Source organism: Streptomyces abyssomicinicus (assembly GCF_008974245.1).
Taxonomy (GTDB): Bacteria; Actinomycetota; Actinomycetes; order Streptomycetales; family Streptomycetaceae; genus Streptomyces; species Streptomyces abyssomicinicus.
This window is the reverse complement of sequence record NZ_BBZI01000005.1, coordinates 198,617-216,326: the sequence shown is the minus strand read 5'-3', so window position 1 is coordinate 216,326 and position 17,710 is coordinate 198,617. Positions and strand designations below refer to the sequence as shown.

Sequence of the window (17,710 nt, the reverse complement as noted above, 5' to 3'; positions counted from 1 at the left end):
GAAAAATTTGGTTACGCGGGGGTTGCGCAGACGGGATCCGTCACTGCCGCCCGCGGGTGCGGAACCCTTCTCCGCAAGGGCGGCACGCACCCTGCCGGCATGCACCGCACGTATATGACGGCATGCGAATCATTCATTTGTTCGATGAGGGGCGGGCCACTTCACTGGGTCGGCATGAGCAACCCACCCGTCTCCGACGTCGACCTCTTCTCCGACGAGGTCCTCCTCGACCCCTACCCGGCCTACGCCGGACTGCGGGAGCAGGGCCCCGTGGTCCGGCTCCCCGCCAACGACGTCCACGTCCTCACCCGTTACGACGTGATCCGCGACGCGCTCGCAGACTGGGAGTCGTTCTCCTCGGCGTCGATCGCCTTCAATCCGACGGCGAACGAGGCGCTCACCGGCACCTCGCTGGCCTCCGACCCACCGGCGCACACCCTGCTGCGGGCCACCCTCACCGAGAACCTGTCGCCGCGCGCGCTGCGTGGTCTCAGGGGGCGGATCGAGGAGAAGGCGGACGCCCTGGTCGCCGAGCTGGTCGGGACCGGCTCGTTCGAGGCGATCGACGCCCTCGCCCGCGCCTTCCCGCTGGAGGTCGTCGCCGACCTGATCGGCTTCACCGGCCACGCGCGCGAGAACATGCTGCGCTGGGGCCAGGCCGCCATGCAGGTCCTCGGCCCGATGAACCGGCGCACGGTGGAGAGCTTCTCCGTCGCCGGTGAACTGTACGGCTGGTGCTCCGAGGTGAGGGCGGAGGACCTCGCCGAAGGGTCGGTGGGGCGCGGCATCTTCGACGCCGAGGCGCGGGGCGCCGTCCCCGAGAACACCGCCGGGCACATCATCCACCAGTACCTGGGCGCCGGCGTCGACAGCACGGTGGCCGCCATCGGCAACATCGTCGCGCTGTTCGCCGCGCACCCCGGTCAGCTCGCACTGGTGCGCGCGAACCCGGCGCTGGTGCCGGCGGCGTTCAACGAGGTGCTGCGGTTCTGGCCTCCGGTCAACGCCTGGGGCCGCCGCGTCACCGAGGAGGTCGAGATCGGGGGCGTCCGCATCCCCGAGGGGGCGCAGGTCGCCGTCCTGCTGGGCGCCGGCAACCGCGACCCGCGGCACTACGCGGACCCGGACGTGTTCCTGGTCGAGCGCAACCCGGTCGACCACCTGTCGTTCGGCTACGGCCCGCACGGCTGCGCGGGTCAGGGACTCGCGCGCCTGGAGGCCCACGCCGTGATCGGTGCGCTCGCCCGGCGGGTCGGGCGGCTCGTCGTCGGGCCCGAGGTCCGCGTTCCCGCCAACATCACCCGGAGCATCGACAAGCTCCCCGTCCTGGAGGTCGTTCCCGCATGAGGATCGTTCTCGACCGCCCCCGCTGCGAGGGCCACGGCCTGTGCGAGGAGGCCGCCCCGGAGCTGATGCACCTCGACGACGACGGTGAGCTGGTGCTGGACCGCGCGGAGGTCGGCGAGGCCGACGCCGCCCGGGCCGGCGCCGCCGTCCGCGTCTGTCCCGTCGCCGCGCTGAGGATCGCGTGAAGGGCGCCACCGTCCGCCGGGTGGTCGTCGTCGGCAACGGCATCGCCGGGGTCACCGCGGCCGACGCCCTCCGCGAGGCCGGGTTCGACGGCGAGCTGACCGTCGTCGGCGACGAGCCGTACCCGGCGTACAGCCGGCCGGCGCTGTCCAAGGCGCTCCTGACCGACGGCGACGACATGTCCTCCTGCCTCCTCCCGCCGGCCGGCCACGGTGCGGACGAACGGCTCGGCGTCCGGGCCACCGGCCTTGACCTCGACGGCCGGCTGGTCGTGCTCGACGACGGCACGGCGCTGCCGTACGACCGCCTCGTCCTCGCGACCGGCTCCCGGGCACGGCGGCTGTCCGCCCTCCCCGGTGAACTCACTCTGCGCGGGCTCGACGACGCGCTCGTGCTGCGCGGCCGGCTCGCGGCGCGGCCCTCGGTGGTCGTGGTGGGCGGAGGGCCGCTCGGCATGGAGATCGCCTCCGGGTGCCTGGCCGCCGGCTGCCGGGTCACCCTCGTCTCCCGGGGAGTCCCGCTGAGCGCCCGGCTGGGCCCCCACCTCGCCGGCGTCTTCGCCGGGGCGGCCCGGGAGCAGGGGCTCACCGTCGTCGAGACCGGGGCGGCCCGGCTCGGAGGAGGGGCGGGCGGCACCAGGGTCGTCCTCGCCGACGGCACCGTCCTCGACGCGGAGCTGGTCGTCACCGCCGCCGGGGACGTGCCCAACACCGAGTGGCTGGCGGGCACCGGCCTCACCGCGGACGGCGCCGTCCCGGTCGACGTCCGGGGGCTCGTCCGGCCCGACGTCGCGGCCGTCGGCGACCTCGCGGCCCTCCCCACCCCGTACGGGCCGCGCCGCGTCCCCCTGTGGAGCAGCGCGATCGAGCAGGCGAAGGCCGCCGCCAGGGCTCTGCTCCACGGGGTGGCGGCACCGCCGCTCAGCTTCCAGCCGTACTTCTGGACCGAGCAGTTCGGGCTGGGGCTGAAGGCGGTGGGGCACCTGCCGGGCGAGGGCCGGCCGGTGTACCTCGAGGGAGGGCCCGGCGGCGGCCCGGCGCTGATGCGCTGGACGCACGCCGACGGGACCGGGGTGGCGGTGGCGCTCGACCACCGCGTCTCCGTCCCCCGGCTGCGCCGGCTGAGCCGGACGGCCGCGTAGGCTCCCCTCGCATGAGCGAAGGCGCACCGGCGACCGGGGGGACCTCGGGTTCCGGACTCGACCGGCTGGCGTCGGTCAACCTCAACCTGCTGGTCCCCCTCCTCGCGCTCCTGGAGGAGGGCTCGGTGACCAGGGCGGCGGAGCGGGTCGGCCTGTCCCAGCCGGCGATGAGCCACGCCCTGACGCGGATGCGGCGCCTGCTGGGCGACGACCTCGTCGTCCGGCAGGGCGCGGGCATGACGCTGACCCCCAAGGCACGGGAACTGATCGTCCCGCTGCGCGGGGCGCTGCGGCAGGCGGCCCACGTGGTGAACCTGCCGCGTTTCGACCCGGCCACCGACGCGCGTGCCGTCACGGTCGCCATGACGACCAGCACGGCGTTCGTGGTCGGCCCCGCCCTGGCGCGGCTGGTCGCCGAGCGCGCCCCGCACGCCACCCTGCGGCTGCACACGATCACGGTGCCGACGGAGGCCACCTTCACCGACCGGGGGGTGGACGTGGTGCTGCTCTCGGAGGGGCACTTCTCGCCGTACCCGCGGGAGCGGCTGTACGACGACCGCTGCGTGGTGGTGGCCGCCCCGGACAGCCCGCCGGAGGCGACCGCGCTCGACCTCCTGACCACGCAGCCGCACATCGTGGTCGACACCGACCGCCGGGTCTTCCCGTACTCGGTGCTGGAGGAGAACGGCGTCGCCTACCGGGTCGGCCGCCTGGTCTCCGACTTCCTGCTGGTGCCCTACCTGGTCGCCCGGGCGGGCGGGGTCGCCCTGCTGCGGCACCGGGTCGCCGCCGCCATGCGGACGCTGACCGGCCTGCGGATCGAGGAGTTCCCCTTTCCGCTGCCCGGGCTGGGGATCGACATGGTGTGGAACCCGCGGCCGGCCGACGAGCACTTCGTCGCCTGGCTCCGGGAACTGCTCCTGGAGGCGGCGCGGCAGCCGTGAGGTGCCGGTGCACGAGGTGCCGGGGCGTGAGCCGGCGGGGCGTGAGCCGGCGGGGCGTGAGCCGGCGGGGCGTGAGGTGTCAGGGCGTGAGGTGTCAGGTGAGGAGCCGGACCCAGCTCTCGGCGAGTTCGCCGAGCATCTGCTCGCGGGTCAGCTTCCAGTCGGCGCCGTCCCAGTGCTGGGCGACGAAGTCCAGCTCGGCCATGGCGAGGACGCCGCGGAAGTGGCGCTGGTGGGGCCGGAAGCGCCCGGCGCGCTCCAGTCCGTCCTCGATGTCGCTGATGGCCTCCTCCAGCCAGCGCTCGACCAGGTCCTTGAGTTCCGGCTCGATCACCGCGGCCTCGCGGCCGATGCGGATGATCGGCCGGATGGCCGGCCAGTTGTCCGCGGTCGCGCGCAGCCAGGCGGCGATCGCCTCCGGCGTCCCCTCGGCGACGGTCGCGACGAGGTCCTGGGCGGTGGAGCCGTGCTCGGAGGAGCGGACGCGCTGGAGCACCTCGTTGAGCTGCTCGTCGATGAGCGCCTTCATCAGCTCGCCCCGGGAGGGGAAGTAGGCGTAGAAGGTCACCCGTGTGGTGCCCGCCGCCTTCGCGACGTCGTCGACCGTGGTGGCGGCGTAGCCCTTCGCCGTGAACAGCTCGAGTCCCGACTCCATCAGCAGCCGGCGAGTCATCCGCTTCTGTGCCTCACGAAGGTTCGCCATGGACGAGATCCTAGAGGGCGACGACCGCGCGGTCGTCGCCCCCTGCCCGCTGCCCGCGTCAGTCCCGCGAGGTCACCGGGATCGGCGTGAACATCTCCGGCTCCTCGTCGGGGGTGAGCGCGGTCGGGCCGTAGACCCAGTCGGTGAAGGAGTAGTCGTAGGTGTCGCGCGCCAGCAGGACCTCGTTGCGCCGCACCCGGTCCTCGCCGCCGAGGTGCCACAGTTCGCCCCAGGAGCGGGCCGTGGTCTGCACCCGGCGGCAGTGCTCGACGCGGACCGCCTCGTACGCCGCGAGCGCGCCGTCCCAGTCCGGCGTCCCGCCGTCCCCGGCGGCCTCCGCCATCCGGCCGTAGTGCTCGGACAGCACCCAGCCGTCCTCGATCGCCATGATCGCGCCCTGCGCCATGTACTGGAGCGGCGGGTGCGCGGCGTCGCCGAGGAGGACGATCCGGCCGTGCACCCACGTCTCGATCGGGTCGCGGTCGAACATCCGCCACCAGCGGTCCCGCCACATCAGCGGGATGCCGTCGCGCACGGTGTCGCAGGTGGCCTCGAAGGCCGCGTCCAGCTCGTCCGGGGTGCCCCAGTCCTCCTGGCCGGCCAGGGCCTTGGGCGACTCGAAGACGGCGACCTGGTTGAACATCTCGCCGCCGCGCAGGGCGTACTGCACGAAGTGGCAGCCGGGGCCGACGTGCAGGGTGACGTCCTTCTCCGCGACGCCGCCGCCGTCGCGGCCCGTGTGGCGGACCTTCTCGATGGGCACGGCCGCGCGGTAGGCGACGTAGGAGGAGCTGACCACGTCGTCGCCGACGAGCTGCCTCCGGGCCACGGAGTGCAGGCCGTCGGCCGCGACGACCAGCGGGGCCTCCTGGACGCCGCCGTCCTCCAGGCGGACCAGGGCGCCGGTGGTGCCGTCGTCGTGGGTGACGTTCTCGTAGCCGGTGACGGTCCGGTCGGTGAGCAGCTCGACCCCGGCGCGCTCGCAGGCGCGCAGGAAGATCCCGTGCAGGTCGCTGCGGTGGATCACCATGTAGGGGAAGCCGTAGCGGCGTTCGAGGTCGCGCAGGTCCAGCCGGGTCAGTTCGGTGGAGTCGAGCGCGTCCCTCATCACCATGGACTCGGGGACGACGCCCAGCCGCTTGGCCTCGTCCAGCAGGCCGTACTCGGCGAGGATGCGGGTGCAGTTGGGGGCGATCTGCAGGCCGGCGCCCACCTCGCCGAACTCCGGCGCGCGTTCCAGGACGCGCACCCGCAGGCCCCGGCGGGTCAGGGCGAAGGCGGTGCTGAGGCCGCCGATGCCGCCGCCGACCACGAGGACGTCGGGCCGGTCCGCGGCGCTGGATTCAGAATTCATGATCAGTTCCTTCGGTGGCGGGGCGGGGCCTGGGTCAGAGCCAGGGGCCCAGCACGGGGGCGGGCGTGCCGTCCGCGGCGTGCGGGCCGGCGTCCCGTCCGGTGAGGTAGGCGGCGAGGGCGGGCAGGCCGCCGGTCACCCGCACGGGGTCGCCCTCGCCCGGCAGCGTCCAGGCGGCGTCCGGCGCCTGGAGGGTGACGGCCGGGCCGGGGGTGGTGGCGCGCTTGGCGACGACGTCCTCGCACAGGGCGGCGAGGAAGTCGTCCGGCAGGTCGGCGAAGGTGACGCCGGCCGCCAGGTCGACGGCGTGCACGCACACCTCGCGGGCGCGCATCCAGGGCACCTCGGTGGCCGGGACGGTCCGGCCCTGGGCGGTGACGACCTCGGTCCGCCACCGCTCGTCGCCCAGCGCGGCCATCCCCTTCTCCAGGGCGTCCGCCGAGCGGCGCAGCCATCCGGTGAGGTCACCGGCCGGCAGGGAACGGCCGCGTTCGATGCCGGCGGCGCGCTCCTCGGGCGAGGCGTACATGGGGGTGACCTCGCCGGTGGCGGCCCAGTGCACCAGGTTGGACAGCGCCTCGGCGTTGGCGGCGACGTGCGCGGCCAGGTGGGCGCGGCTCCAGTGCGGCAGGGCGCTGGGCGCGGCGTAGGCCTGCTCGTCGAGGCCGGCGGCGGCCCGCAGCACCAGTTCGGTGCCGAGGGCCGACCAGCGGCGGGCGTCGGCGAAGGTCCGGGTCGCGGGCATCAGGCGGACTTCTCCGCGACGACCCGGTTCTCCAGGCGGCCGATGCCCTCGATCTCGGTGACGACCGTCTCGCCGCCGGTCAGGTAGCGGGCCGGCTTGCGGGCGTGGCCGACGCCGCCGGGGGTGCCGGTGGCGATGATGTCGCCGGGGTTGAGGCGGACGACCGTGGACACGTACTCGACCAGGTCGACCGGGTCGAAGAGCAGGTCCCCGGTGGTGTCGGACTGCATGACCTCGCCGTCCACGGTGAGCTTGACGTCGAGGGCGGGTCGGACGCCGCCCGGCAGCTCGTCCGGGGTGACCAGGTACGGGCCGACCGGGGTGCTGGAGTCCCACATCTTGCCCTGGAGCCACTCACGGGTGCGGAACTGCCAGTCCCGGCAGGTGATGTCGTTCAGGACGGTGAAGCCGGCGATGGCCTGCTCGGCCTCCTCGCCGCGGGCACGGCGCACCGGCCGGCCGACGACCACGGCGAGTTCGACCTCCCAGTCGAAGGCGTCGGTCTCCCCGGGGCGGAGGATGTCGTCGCGGGCGCCGATCAGCGAGTCGGCGAACTTGGCGAACAGGGTGGGGTGTTCGGGCAGGTCCCGGCCCATCTCCTGGATGTGGTTGCGGTAGTTGAGGCCGACGCACACCACCTTGGTGGGGGCGGGCACCACCGGGGCGAGGTCGGCGCCCGCCACCGGGTACCTCGTGCCGTCCGCCGAGGCGGCCAGCTCCCGCCAGTCGTCCCGGGCGAGCAGCGCGCCCACGTCGGCGACGCCGAGGTCGACCAGTTCCTCGCCGTCGAGCCGGACGGCCCGGGTGGTGCCGTCGGTGCGGAGGGTGGCGAGCTTCATCGGGTGGTTCCTTCCACGTGGGTGCGGTTGAGCCGCAGGGCTTCGAAGACGGGCGAGTCGCTGAACCGGAAGAGGTCCAGGGCGCCGGAGTCGGAGTCGGTGGAGCCGGCCTCGGAGCGGACGGACAGCGGCTGCCAGGACGGCACGACGAACAGGTCGCCGCGGGTGACGGACCAGGTGGCGTCGCCGACGGTGACCGTGCCGGAGCCGTCGAAGACCTGGTAGACGGAGGAGCCGGTCTCACGGACCGGGGCGGTCTCGGCCCCGCGGGCGATGCGGTGCATCTCGGCGCGGAGGGTCGGCAGCACGTCGGCGCCGGTCGCCGGGTCGGTGAAGCGGACCGCGGCGTGCCCGGGCTCCACGGTGCCCCCGTAGCCCTCCGCCTCCAGGGCGAGCTGGTCGCTCAGCGCCCGGTCGGTGTGCTCCCAGCGGTAGGCGAGCAGCGGCGAGCCCGGGCCCGTGGCGCCGGCGGCGACGGGCTTCAGGCCGGGGTGGCCCCACAGCCGCTCGGAGCGCGAACGGTCCGGGGTGATGCGCTCGGCGTCGCCGATCGCGTCGCGGCCGAACTCGAAGAACTGCGCCTCGTTGGCGTACTGGAAGGGGATGTCCAGGCCGTCGATCCAGGCCATCGGCTCGGAGGTGGCGTTGTGGTGGGCGTGCCAGTTCCAGCCGGCCTGCGGCAGGAAGTCACCGCGGCGCATGGCCACCGGGTCGCGCCCGACGACCGTCCAGACCCCCTCGCCCTCGACGACGAAGCGGAAGGCGTGCTGGGTGTGCCGGTGCTCCGGGGCGTCCTCGCCGGGCATCAGGTACTGGATGGCGGCCCACAGGGTGGGCGTGGCGAAGGGGCGGCCGCCGAGGGAGGGGTTGGCCAGGGCGATGGCCCGGCGCTCGCCGCCGCGGCCGACCGGGACCAGGTCGCCGGCCTGCGCGGCCAGCTCCCGCAGACGCGTCCACCGCCACAGGTGCGGCACGGCGCGCGAGCGCGGGTGGGCGGGCATCAGGTCGCCGATCTCGGTCCACAGCGGGACGAGCAGCTGCTGTTCGAAGCCCCGGTACAGATCCTCGAGTGCCGGGGTGACCTCGGGCTGTCCCTCGGCGGAGACGGCCTGGAGCCGGACCGGGGAGTCCTGGGCGGTGTCTGGGGCGGTGGAGGGCTGAGTCACATTGATCAGACTGCGTCGTGTCTGGAGTGAGAACATGAAGATTCTGGACAGCAGAATTCGGAGCCCGCGCCATGGACAAGCCGCTCAAGAATCCCCCGCCCTACCCCATCGCCAGCGTGGACCACGCGCTGCGGGCGGCGACCATCCTCCAGATGGAGGGCGGCGCGACCGTCTCGCAGATCGCCGAACGCCTGGGGGTGGCGCGGTCCACCGCCCACCGGGTGCTGGCGATGCTCGTCTACCGGGACTTCGCGGTGCACGGCGAGGACCGCGTCTACCGGGCCGGCCCGGTGCTGGAACTCGCCGCGCACTCGCAGTCCCTCGCGTCCCGGCTGCGCGCGGCGGCCCTGCCCCACCTGCACCGGCTGGCGGACCTGCTGGACGAGACGGTGAACCTGACGGTGCGCACCGGGGACACCACCCGGTTCGTCGCCAGCGTCGAGTCCCGGCAGGCGCTGCGGGTGGGTTCCCGCGAGGGCATGGTCTTCCCTGCCCACCGCACGACGGCCGGGCTGCTGCTGCTCGCCGACCTCACCGACGAGGAACTCGAGGAGGTCTACACCCCCGAGCGGTACCGGGACCGCCCGGCGGACCGGCCGGACCTCGCGCGGCTGCGCGCGGAGCTGCGGCGTCTGCGCCGCAACGGGTTCGCCGTCAACAAGGAGCGGTCCGAGCGCGGCCTGGTGGCCGTCGGCGTGCCGGTGCGCGACCGTGACGGCACCGCGCTGGCGGGGCTGTCGGTGTCGATGCCCAGCGTGCGCTACGACCCGCACCGGCTGCGCTCCCTGGTCGCCACCCTGGAGACGTCCGCGCACGCGCTGGAGACGGACCTGACCGTCGCACGGTGAGCCCCGCCCGGCTCGCAGCGTGCCCGCCTTGCACCGGACCCGCCTCGCAGCGGACCTGCCTTACACCGGAGTAGTTCACCTTAGATTCTGAACATTTCATTGACGCGACGTAAAGCGAATGTCATTCTCCCGGCATCACGCAGCCGCGACGCGCAGCCCTCTGCCCCCCACCGCGTCCGCGGAGCCGCGTCCTTCCACGCTCTTCGGCTCCCGCCATCGGGATGCCTCTTTCCCAGCCAGGGAGAACAGCAATGACGCTCAACAACGGGACCGCCGCGTCCCAGGGCCCAACCGCGGGGGCCGCCCGGAGACCGGGCTACGCGGGAACACTGGCTGCCGCCTGCGGTGCGGTCTTCGTGGCCCAGGTCGCCAACGCGCTGCCGGCCTCGCTCAACGGTCTCTTCCAGCAGGACCTGAACACCCACGGGTCCCAGCTCACCTGGATCACGGCGGCCTTCATGATCGCCGTGGTCTGCTTCGAGTTCACCTTCGGCGTCCTCGGCGACCTCTTCGGACGGCGCAAGCTCGTCGTGGCCGGTACCGCCCTGGTCGCCGTGGGCAGCACCGTGGCCGCGCTGGCGCCCGACGTCCGGACCCTGTGGGTGGGAGCCGCCGTGAACGGCCTGGGGGCCGGCGCCATGTTCCCCGGCTCGCTCACCGCCGCCACCTCGGTCACCCGCACCGCGCGGGAACGGTCGCAGGCGGTGGCTCTGTGGAGCGGCTTCCTGTCCGCCGGTGCCGCCGTCTCGCCGCTGCTCGGCGGCATGTTCGCCAAGGTGGGGTCCTGGCGCGGCTCCTTCTGGGTGCTCGTCGGCCTCGCCCTGGTCAGCATGGTGCTCACCGCGACGCTGGCCACGGAGTCCCGGGAGCCCGAGGGCCGCAAGCTCGACGTGGCCGGTCAGATCACCTTCGCCCTCGGCCTGATCCTGGTGCTGTTCGGCCTGGTCGAGGGGCCCGAGTCCGGCTGGACGACCCTTCCGGTGATGCTCTCCCTCGCCCTCGGCCTCTGCTTCCTGGCCGGGTTCGTCGTGGTGGAACTGGGAGCGCGGTCCCCGATCTTCGACCTGCGGCTGTTCCGCAACCGGGCCTTCGCCGTGTCGTCCGTGGTGGCGGTCGTCGGCATGCTCGCCTTCCTCGGGGCCTGCTTCACGACGAGCATGTGGCTGGGCCCGGTGCAGCACCAGGACCCGATCCGTGTCGCGGTGCCGTTCCTGCTCCTGCAGGGTCCCGCCTTCGTGCTGGTCCCGGTGGTCTCGCGTCTCCTCCACCGGGTTCCGGCCTCCTGGCTGCTGACCTCCGGCTTCGCCGCGATGGCGGTCGGCTGCCTGCTGGGCGCCCGGCTCGACGTCCACGACCCGGGGCTCGGCCCGTTCGTCGCGCCCACCCTGCTGATCGGCGTGGGCTTCGCCCTGACCGTCAGTTCGGTGACCGCCGTGGCGCTCGACAGCGTGCCGCGGAAGCTGGCGGGCATGGCCAGCGCCACCACCAACATGCTGCGCGACCTGGGCTTCGCCCTCGGTCCCGTGGTCGTCGGCGCGGTCGCCCTCAGCGGCGCGGGGTCCGCGTTCGCGGCGAGCCTGTCCGGCGCGGACCTGCCCGTCCACCAGCTGGCCGCGGCCCGGGAGATCGGTGAGGCGCAGGGGCCGATCGCGGTGAACGGCCTGCCGCCCGGCGCCCCCGGTTCGGCGGCGCACGACCTGGCCCTGGACGCGCTGGGCAGCGGCTTCAGCACCGCGTACCTGGTGTGCGCCGGAGCGGCCGCGCTCGCCGCGGTGCTGACCGCCGTCGGCATGGGCGGTCTCCGCCGTGACCGCGCCGCCCGGCACGAGGACGCCGCGCCCGCCCACGCGCCCGCCACCGTGTAGACCCGCTCCCGCCCGAGGCGCCGCCGCCCCACGCCGCCGTGGGGCGGCGGCGTCCGCGCGGGTCGCGTCAGGAGGCCGCGGCGAGAGGCCGTGTCGGCCGGCTGTGTGCAGGAGTCCCTGTCAAGACGCAGGGGGCGGCAGGACCTCGACGCCCTCGGCGCCGGGCGCCAGGAACGACAGCAGCGCGGCCCCCTCCCTCTCCACCTCCTCGCGCTCCCGCGCGGAGAGGGCGGAGTGGGGGGCGACGGCCAGGCGCACGGCCCGGCCCTCCTTGACCTTGCGCCAGGTGCCGCGGACGAAGCCGTCGACCAGGAAGGTGCCGGGGATCACCGCGTTCCTGGTCATGATCCGCCGCCGGCTCTCGGCGCCGATGATCCGGGACCGGTCGGCGTGCGAGAGGATCGCGTTGTCGAACTCGGCCAGGAAGCGCACCGGGGCCGGGGTGTCCGGGTCCGGGCGCGGCGCGTCCGGGAGGTCGAGGAGTTCGGTCCCGGACTCGTCGGAGAAGACCAGCAGTTCGCCGCGCAGCGCGTCGACCGTGTCCTTCAGGCGGGTCAGTCCGGACCACGTACCCATGTCGGCCACCGACGCCGGGCCGAAGGCGGCGAGGTAGCGGCGCACCAGCGACTCCCGGTCGGGGGCCGGGGCCTGCGGGGCCGACAACCAGTCCTCCACGGTCGCGTAGACGGGCTGCCCGGAGCGCCCCCACACACCGCGCGGCGGGATCTGCACCATGGGCAGGACCACGCGCAGCGCGTTCCCCAGCAGGGAGCGGTCCAGGCCGGGCCACCGCTCCTCCAGCAGCCGGGCCAGCTCGGCCGCGCTGCGCGGCGTCCCGTCCAGCCAGGCGCGCCCGGCGGCCGCCAGCCCCGCGGGGTCCACCCCTTCCAGCTGCGCCCACACCCGCGACCCCAGCGCCCTGTCGAGGCAGGGCTGCACGGTGGGACGCAGCCGGCGGCAGTCGGCGGCGGTCACCAGGTGGACGGTGCCCCGCATCACGACGACGCGTACGACGGACCGGTCCAGCAGCAGGGCGGACAGCTCCTCGGGGGCGAAGTCGCGCGTCCTGCTCCACAGGCCGACGTAGGGGGCCTGTGGGGCCTGCGCCTGGAGGCCGGCCAGGTGCTCGACGACGGCGTGCGCGGTGAGCGGGGCGCGCTCCAGGAGCAGCTGGCGGGCCAGGAAGGCCCGGTTCAGCGCCCGCCGGGACAGGGTGGCCGGGCGGGCCGAGGTGATCGCCATACGGGTGCCGTCCTCTTTCAGCCGTGGTCCGTGCTGCGGCGGGGCTCCCCCGCCCGTGTCTCGACGATAGGCGGGATTGCGGCCACTTTCCGTCCTCTTGACGCAGGCGCCGGCGGACCCCGCGGGGTCCGCCGGGGTCCGCCGGGGTCCGTCCGGCGTGGCGTGGCGGTCCCACCGGCGTCCGGCGCGATGCTCGCCAGGACGGGTGGCCGCCGGCGGCGACCCGTCCCCCGGCCGCCTCCGGCCGGGCCGCCCCCGGTACCACCGGGCGGCACCGGGAGCGCCGAACGACACCGGGAGCGACGACATGACCGTGGCGGTCGTCCTGTTCACCGCGGACCTGCGTCTGCACGACCATCCCCCGCTCGCCGCCGCCCTGGCCGCGGCGGACGAGGTGGTGCCGCTCTTCGTCCGCGACCCGGGCGTGCGTGCCGCCGGGTTCGACGTGCCCAACCGCGCCGCCTTCCTCGCGGACTGCCTGGCCGACCTGGACGCCTCGCTGCGCCGCCGCGGCGGGCGGCTGGTGGTGCGTTCCGGGCCGGTGGAGCGGGAGGTCGCGGCGGTCGCCGCCGAGTGCGGGGCCACCGAGGTACACCTGTCCGGCGGGATCACCGGCTACGCCCAGCGGCGTGAGGAGAGGCTGGGTGAGGCGCTGCGCGGGCAGGGTGTGGCGGTGTGCCCGCACGACGCGGTGGTGACCGCCGTGGCGCCCGGGGCCGTCACCCCGGCGAGGGCCGGCCACTACGCGGTCTTCAGCCCCTACTTCCGCCGCTGGTCCGACGAACGGCTGCGGGACCCCCTTCCCCCGCCGCGCGCGGTCCGGGTCCCCGAAGGGGTGCGCGGCGAGCCGCTGCCGTCCCGCGAGGCGACGGCGGGGGTCTCGCCGGGGGTTCCCCGCGGAGGCGAGACGGCGGGGCGCGAGCGGTTCGCCGGGTGGCTGCCGTCGGGGTCGGCGGCCTACGACCGGCGCCAGGACGACCTGGCGGGCGACGCCACCTCCCGGCTCTCCCCCTACCTGCACTTCGGGGCCCTGTCACCGGTGGAACTGGTACGGCGGGCCCGCGAGCAGGGCGGTCCGGGGGCGGACGCCTTCGTGCGCCAGCTGTGCTGGCGGGACTTCCACCACCAGGTGCTGGCGGCCCGGCCCGACGCCTCGGTGCGGGACTACCGTCCCCGGGGCGACCACTGGCGCGGCGAGGCGGAGGCGCACGAGGAGATCGCCGCCTGGCGGGAGGGCCGCACCGGCTACCCCCTGGTGGACGCGGCGATGCGCCAGCTGGTCCACGAGGGCTGGATGCACAACCGGGGGCGGCTGCTGGCGGCCAGTTTCCTGACCAAGACCCTGTACGTGGACTGGCGGATCGGGGCCCGGCACTTCCTCGACCTGCTGGTGGACGGCGACGTCGTCAACAACCAGCTCAACTGGCAGTGGGTCGCCGGGACCGGAACCGACACCCGTCCGCACCGGGTGCTGAACCCGGTGGTCCAGGGCAAGCGGTTCGACCCCCGGGGGGACTACGTGCGCCGGTGGGTGCCGGAGCTGCGGGGACTGCGGGAGGGGGAGGAGCGCTTCGTCCACGAGCCGTGGCGGCTCCCGGAGGACCGCCGCGCCGGACTCGGCTACCCGCCGCCGCTGGTCGACCTCGTCGACGGCCTGGCCCGCTTCCGTCACGCCCGGGGCCGGGACGGCGGCGACGGCGGCGGCGACAGCGACAGCGACCGCGACCGCGGCTGATCCGGCGGGACGGTCCCGGCGGGGTCGCCGCGGGTCTCCGGGGCGCGGGCCCCGGCTGCCGTGGGGAGCCGGGGGAGCCGTGCGCGGCCGGGGGCGCGGCCTGCGTTTGCCCGGCGGCGGGAGCACACTGGAATCGGCACTACTCAGTCTCTGGAGGCGGTCATGATCCTCCTCGGAATCATCCTGCTGATCATCGGGGCCATCGCCGACCTGGCCTTCCTCTGGACGATCGGCATCATCCTCGTGGTCGTCGGCGCGGTGCTGTGGATCGCGGGCGCCCTGGGCCACGCGGTGGGCGGACGCAAGCACTACTGGTGATCCCGGCCCGGCGGAAGGGTCACAGGCCGTCGCCGCGGCGGTGAGGGTCGCACCACCGCGCACGCGGTCACCGGTGGCGGTGACCGCGTGCGCCGCATGCCGGGAGTGAGCCGTCGCGCACACCGAACGCGCTTCGTTCGGGCGCGAGTTGGGGGACACCCGGCCGGATGAAGTGCCGCGGCGCGCCCGTCCGGCCCCGGCGATCTTCACGCCCCGCCCACAGTCTCCCGCCCACATCCCCAACTCCCTTCACCGCAGGGGACATTGGCATATGCGGACGCACGAGCACGCGCGGCGTACGCCGTTCGCATCAGACCGCGCGCACACCTCCGCAGAGCGTTTCGAACACCCCTGTGGACCTTGGACTCGACGCTCGTGGACACATAGCGTAGTAGGTGTCATACACCCCGTAACGGTCGGCGCATCCGGATGCTCAGTGCCGGCGATCCCGGGGTGACCAGAGGCCTTTGGTTCCCGCGCCGCCCGTCGACCACGACGGCGGTGCGAGCCCGCCCCGAATCCACGGGCCGGGCCGGTCCCACGCCTCCCGCCGCCGCGCCCCGCCCAGGGAACGGCGGCGGGCGGTGCACTCTGACGAGAACGGCACCGCCATGACACAACGACGCATGCACGACTGGTCCCCCGCCGCCGTGGTCTTCGACTGCGACGGCACCCTGGTGGACTCGGAGTCCCACTGGCAGGAGGCACGGCTGCGCGTCCTGCACCGCCACCGCCTCGTCCCGGCGCCCCGGTTCGCCGACCGGGCGGCCGGGCTGCACTACAGCGCCTGCGGCCGGCTGATGGCCGAGGAGTCCGGGAAGCCCGAGCTGGCCGAGGAGTTCGCCGGCCAACTGCTCGACGAGTTCCGCCGGTTGGCCGCGGCCGCCCCGGTGGTCATGCCGGGGGCGCTCGCCCTGGTCCGCCTGCTGGCCGCCCGGCTGCCGCTCGCCGTGGCGAGCAACTGCCCTCTCGACGTCGTGGAGACGAGCCTGGCCGGTGCCGGGCTGCTGAGCCGGTTCGGCCCGGTGGTGGTGCCCGGCGAGGGGCTGCGCCCCAAACCGGCGCCCGACCTGTACGAGACGGCGGCCCGCCGCTGCGGGGTGGAACCGGCCGAGGCGCTGGCCGTGGAGGACTCGCTCACCGGCGTCGACGCCGCCCGGGAGGCCGGTCTGCGCGTGGTGGGCGTGGGCCCGCGGCCGCCCGCGCCGGACGCCGGGCGCGCCGACCTGTGGGTGGGCTCGCTGGCCGATCCGGGGCTGCTGGAACTGGTGTGGGGCTGGCTCGCCGACGGGTGAGCCGCCCGCCTGCGGTCACCGCCGGCCGTCCCGGACCCGGTCACCGCCGGCCGTCCCGGACCCGGTCACCGTCGGTCGCCCGGCCCCGGGCCTCTTCGGCCGGCCGGAACGGGTCAGCTCACCGCCGGTGACAGGTACGGGGTCAGCGCGGTGACGGTGCCGCCCGCCGAGGTGAGGAAGAGCGCGACGCCCACCGCTCCCGGGTCGGGCACGTCGGCGGCGCGTTCGCGCAGGTAGCTGGCGCGGCCCAGCCGGGCCCGCAGCCCCGCGGTGTCCCGCACCCCCTGCCAGGCCGCCTCGGCCGCCCGGCGCAGGGCCTGATCGGGCGGGGTGGGCGCGCCCGCCGCGGCGAGCGCCTCGGCGGCGGGGTGGAGGGCGTCGACGAGGGTCTTGTCGCCGGGCTCCGCCTCGCCCACCCGGCGGATGGCGGCCAGGCCCTCGGCCACTCCCTTGGCCAGCGCGGGAGTGGTCAGCCGGTCGTCCTCGACATCGGCGGCCGCGGCGAGCGACTGGAGGAGGAGGCCGAAGAGGGGACCGCTGGTGCCGCCGACCTCGTCGAGGAAGGCGGTGGCCGCGGCGTCCAGCGGGCCCGCGGCCCGCCGGCGTCCGGCCGCGTCCGGGGGGCCGGCCGCGTCCAGCCGCGCGAGGGCGGCGGTGGTGCCGGCGTTGAGGTTCACGCCGAAGTCCCCGTCGCCCGACTGCTGGTCGAGCGCGGTCAGTTCGGGTTCCGTGGCGCGCGCCGACGCGGCGAAGCGGCGTATCCAGCCGTCGGTGAACGCGCCGTCGAAGTGGGCCGTGGTCATCGCTTGCCTCCCAGGACTGCCGGTGGTCACCAGCTGAGCGCGGCGGTACGGACGGGGGCGTCGTACCGTTCCAGCACGAGGGGGTCGGCCACCATCAGGGTGATCGAGAAGCCCCGCATGTCCAGCGCCGTCACGTAGTTGCCGACGAGGCAGCGCGCCAGGTCGAGTCCGCGGTCGTCCAGCAGGCGGCCCAGCTCGCCGAAGATGCCGTACAGCTCCAGCGGGGTCACCGAGCCGAGGCCGTTGACCAGGGCGATCACCGCGTCCCCGCGGGACGGGGCGAGCGTCTGGAGCAGCGACCCGGTCATCTCCGCCACCAGCTCGGACGACGGTCCGTGGGCGCGGGCCCGGTCCGCCCGCTCGCCGTGGATGCCGACGCCGTACTCCAGCTGTCCGGCGTCGAGTTCGAAGGCGGGACCGCCGGTGGTGGGGGCGGTGTGGGCCCGGGAGGCCACCGCGAGGGTGCGGCAGCGCGCCACCAGTTCGCCGCCCAGCTTGGCGAGTTCGTCGAGTGCCAGGCCGCTGTCGGCGGCGGCGCCGAGGATCTTCTCCACCAGCACGGTCCCGCCGGTGCCGCGCCGGCCGGCGCGGATCTCCTCCGACTCCGAGGCGAGGTCGTCATCGACGAGCACCCGGGCGCAGGGGATGCCGCGGCGGGCGAGGCGTTCGGCGGCGATGCCGAAGTTGATCCGGTCGCCGGTGTAGTTCTTGACGACGTGCAGCACGCCGTCCTCACGGGCGGCCGCCACGGACGCCTCGTAGACGGAGCGGTTGTGCGGCGAGGCGAAGACCCGGCCGGGGACGGCGGCGTCGAGCATGCCGCGTCCGACGAACCCGGTGTGCAGCGGCTCGTGGCCGGAGCCGCCGCCGGAGAGCAGCGCCACGCGGCGGCCGGGGGCGGGGTCCCGGGCCAGCAGGTAGCCGTGCTCGGTGTCGTGGGTCACCAGGGACGCGTGGGCCCGGGCGAAGCCCGCCAGGGCGTCGGGCACCAGGTCCTCGGCGGCGTTGCCGAAATACGCGGCCATCGGGGGTCTCCCTCCTCAGGTCCGCCCTCGGACCACGGTCCGCCCGTGGCCGGGCGGACCCGCCTGGGCCATCCTGCCCGGATACGACTGCCCTCATGCTGGGCGCACGGGGGGCCCGCGGCAACTCGGGGCAGGACCCGCCGCGCCGCGCGCCCCC

General features: G+C 74.9%; 17 protein-coding genes. 9 read left to right on the top strand and 8 right to left on the bottom strand.

Annotated elements, in window-relative coordinates:
- The first annotated feature begins 174 nt into the window (after window positions 1–174).
- The 4 genes from GBN72_RS00980 to GBN72_RS00965 are packed head-to-tail and all read left to right on the top strand — an operon-like array spanning window position 175 to window position 3,615.
- Entirely contained in the window at window positions 175–1,347 is a 1,173-nt protein-coding gene (locus GBN72_RS00980; protein WP_151769693.1) for a cytochrome P450, read from the top strand.
- Window positions 1,344–1,532, top strand: a complete 189-nt coding sequence (locus GBN72_RS00975) for a ferredoxin (protein ID WP_151769692.1) — start codon at window positions 1,344–1,346, stop codon at window positions 1,530–1,532. The genes GBN72_RS00980 and GBN72_RS00975 overlap by 4 nt, the downstream gene beginning before the upstream one ends.
- A complete protein-coding gene (locus GBN72_RS00970; protein ID WP_151769691.1) occupies window positions 1,529–2,671 on the top strand; it encodes an NAD(P)/FAD-dependent oxidoreductase in 1,143 nt (380 codons plus the stop codon). Before GBN72_RS00975 ends, GBN72_RS00970 begins: the two co-directional genes overlap by 4 nt.
- A gap of 11 nt (window positions 2,672–2,682) precedes the next feature.
- Window positions 2,683–3,615: a LysR family transcriptional regulator gene (locus tag GBN72_RS00965; protein ID WP_151769690.1), complete on the top strand. Its 933-nt coding sequence runs from the start codon at window positions 2,683–2,685 to the stop codon at window positions 3,613–3,615.
- Between the two features lie 94 nt (window positions 3,616–3,709).
- On the opposite strand, the gene GBN72_RS00960 is transcribed toward GBN72_RS00965, so the two are convergent.
- Genes GBN72_RS00960 through GBN72_RS00940 form a run of 5 tightly spaced genes read right to left on the bottom strand, consistent with a single transcriptional unit; the run spans window position 3,710 to window position 8,422 of the window.
- Entirely contained in the window at window positions 3,710–4,318 is a 609-nt protein-coding gene (locus tag GBN72_RS00960; RefSeq protein ID WP_151769689.1) for a TetR/AcrR family transcriptional regulator, read from the bottom strand.
- Between the two features lie 58 nt (window positions 4,319–4,376).
- Window positions 4,377–5,672 carry an FAD-dependent oxidoreductase gene (locus tag GBN72_RS00955; protein WP_151769688.1) on the bottom strand — a complete coding sequence of 432 codons (1,296 nt, stop codon included), beginning with the start codon at window positions 5,670–5,672 and terminating at the stop codon, window positions 4,377–4,379.
- A 34-nt stretch (window positions 5,673–5,706) separates the two neighbouring features.
- Window positions 5,707–6,417, bottom strand: a complete 711-nt coding sequence (locus GBN72_RS00950; RefSeq protein WP_151769687.1) for a maleylpyruvate isomerase family mycothiol-dependent enzyme — start codon at window positions 6,415–6,417, stop codon at window positions 5,707–5,709.
- Window positions 6,417–7,256: a fumarylacetoacetate hydrolase family protein gene (locus tag GBN72_RS00945; protein ID WP_151769686.1), complete on the bottom strand. Its 840-nt coding sequence runs from the start codon at window positions 7,254–7,256 to the stop codon at window positions 6,417–6,419. The genes GBN72_RS00950 and GBN72_RS00945 overlap by 1 nt, the downstream gene beginning before the upstream one ends.
- On the bottom strand, window positions 7,253–8,422 hold the full coding sequence (locus tag GBN72_RS00940) for a cupin domain-containing protein (protein ID WP_151769685.1): 1,170 nt from the start codon (window positions 8,420–8,422) through the stop codon (window positions 7,253–7,255). Before GBN72_RS00940 ends, GBN72_RS00945 begins: the two co-directional genes overlap by 4 nt.
- 71 nt (window positions 8,423–8,493) lie before the next feature.
- On the opposite strand from GBN72_RS00940, the gene GBN72_RS00935 reads away from it, so the two are divergent.
- Both GBN72_RS00935 and GBN72_RS00930 read left to right on the top strand, forming a co-directional pair.
- Entirely contained in the window at window positions 8,494–9,270 is a 777-nt protein-coding gene (locus GBN72_RS00935; RefSeq protein WP_151769684.1) for an IclR family transcriptional regulator, read from the top strand.
- 251 nt (window positions 9,271–9,521) lie between these two features.
- Entirely contained in the window at window positions 9,522–11,135 is a 1,614-nt protein-coding gene (locus GBN72_RS00930) for an MFS transporter (RefSeq protein WP_151769683.1), read from the top strand.
- A 120-nt stretch (window positions 11,136–11,255) separates the two neighbouring features.
- Here GBN72_RS00930 and GBN72_RS00925 read toward each other — a convergent pair whose 3' ends face one another.
- Window positions 11,256–12,377 carry a winged helix DNA-binding domain-containing protein gene (locus GBN72_RS00925; protein WP_151769682.1) on the bottom strand — a complete coding sequence of 374 codons (1,122 nt, stop codon included), beginning with the start codon at window positions 12,375–12,377 and terminating at the stop codon, window positions 11,256–11,258.
- Between the two features lie 307 nt (window positions 12,378–12,684).
- On the opposite strand from GBN72_RS00925, the gene GBN72_RS00920 reads away from it, so the two are divergent.
- The 3 genes from GBN72_RS00920 (at window position 12,685) to GBN72_RS00915 (ending at window position 15,725) form a co-directional block, all read left to right on the top strand.
- On the top strand, window positions 12,685–14,112 hold the full coding sequence (locus GBN72_RS00920) for a cryptochrome/photolyase family protein (RefSeq protein ID WP_151769681.1): 1,428 nt from the start codon (window positions 12,685–12,687) through the stop codon (window positions 14,110–14,112).
- Window positions 14,113–14,274: 162 nt separating this feature from the next.
- The gene (locus tag GBN72_RS33925; RefSeq protein WP_164540305.1) at window positions 14,275–14,430 is read left to right on the top strand and encodes a DUF6131 family protein; all 156 of its coding nucleotides are present in this window, start codon (window positions 14,275–14,277) and stop codon (window positions 14,428–14,430) included.
- 611 nt (window positions 14,431–15,041) lie between these two features.
- Window positions 15,042–15,725 carry an HAD family hydrolase gene (locus GBN72_RS00915; protein ID WP_151769680.1) on the top strand — a complete coding sequence of 228 codons (684 nt, stop codon included), beginning with the start codon at window positions 15,042–15,044 and terminating at the stop codon, window positions 15,723–15,725.
- Between the two features lie 113 nt (window positions 15,726–15,838).
- Here the strand turns inward: GBN72_RS00915 and GBN72_RS00910 are convergent, their stop codons facing one another.
- Window positions 15,839–16,528, bottom strand: coding sequence for a DAK2 domain-containing protein (locus GBN72_RS00910; protein WP_151769679.1), 690 nt, complete (start codon window positions 16,526–16,528; stop codon window positions 15,839–15,841).
- A gap of 26 nt (window positions 16,529–16,554) precedes the next feature.
- Window positions 16,555–17,553, bottom strand: a complete 999-nt coding sequence (locus tag GBN72_RS00905) for a dihydroxyacetone kinase subunit DhaK (protein ID WP_151769678.1) — start codon at window positions 17,551–17,553, stop codon at window positions 16,555–16,557.
- Window positions 17,554–17,710: the final 157 nt, after the last annotated feature.

What these genes read in the sequence shown, in the direction of transcription:
- GBN72_RS00980 (WP_151769693.1), top strand. Translation starts at nt 175, where the DNA reads ATGAGCAACCCACCCGTCTCCGACGTCGACCTCTTCTCCGACGAGGTC.
- GBN72_RS00975 (WP_151769692.1), top strand. Translation starts at nt 1,344, where the DNA reads ATGAGGATCGTTCTCGACCGCCCCCGCTGCGAGGGCCACGGCCTGTGC.
- GBN72_RS00965 (WP_151769690.1), top strand. Translation starts at nt 2,683, where the DNA reads ATGAGCGAAGGCGCACCGGCGACCGGGGGGACCTCGGGTTCCGGACTC.
- GBN72_RS00960 (WP_151769689.1), bottom strand. Translation starts at nt 4,318, where the DNA reads ATGGCGAACCTTCGTGAGGCACAGAAGCGGATGACTCGCCGGCTGCTG.
- GBN72_RS00955 (WP_151769688.1), bottom strand. Translation starts at nt 5,672, where the DNA reads ATGAATTCTGAATCCAGCGCCGCGGACCGGCCCGACGTCCTCGTGGTC.
- GBN72_RS00950 (WP_151769687.1), bottom strand. Translation starts at nt 6,417, where the DNA reads ATGCCCGCGACCCGGACCTTCGCCGACGCCCGCCGCTGGTCGGCCCTC.
- GBN72_RS00945 (WP_151769686.1), bottom strand. Translation starts at nt 7,256, where the DNA reads ATGAAGCTCGCCACCCTCCGCACCGACGGCACCACCCGGGCCGTCCGG.
- GBN72_RS00935 (WP_151769684.1), top strand. Translation starts at nt 8,494, where the DNA reads ATGGACAAGCCGCTCAAGAATCCCCCGCCCTACCCCATCGCCAGCGTG.
- GBN72_RS00930 (WP_151769683.1), top strand. Translation starts at nt 9,522, where the DNA reads ATGACGCTCAACAACGGGACCGCCGCGTCCCAGGGCCCAACCGCGGGG.
- GBN72_RS00925 (WP_151769682.1), bottom strand. Translation starts at nt 12,377, where the DNA reads ATGGCGATCACCTCGGCCCGCCCGGCCACCCTGTCCCGGCGGGCGCTG.
- GBN72_RS00920 (WP_151769681.1), top strand. Translation starts at nt 12,685, where the DNA reads ATGACCGTGGCGGTCGTCCTGTTCACCGCGGACCTGCGTCTGCACGAC.
- GBN72_RS33925 (WP_164540305.1), top strand. Translation starts at nt 14,275, where the DNA reads ATGATCCTCCTCGGAATCATCCTGCTGATCATCGGGGCCATCGCCGAC.
- GBN72_RS00915 (WP_151769680.1), top strand. Translation starts at nt 15,042, where the DNA reads ATGACACAACGACGCATGCACGACTGGTCCCCCGCCGCCGTGGTCTTC.
- GBN72_RS00910 (WP_151769679.1), bottom strand. Translation starts at nt 16,528, where the DNA reads ATGACCACGGCCCACTTCGACGGCGCGTTCACCGACGGCTGGATACGC.
- GBN72_RS00905 (WP_151769678.1), bottom strand. Translation starts at nt 17,553, where the DNA reads ATGGCCGCGTATTTCGGCAACGCCGCCGAGGACCTGGTGCCCGACGCC.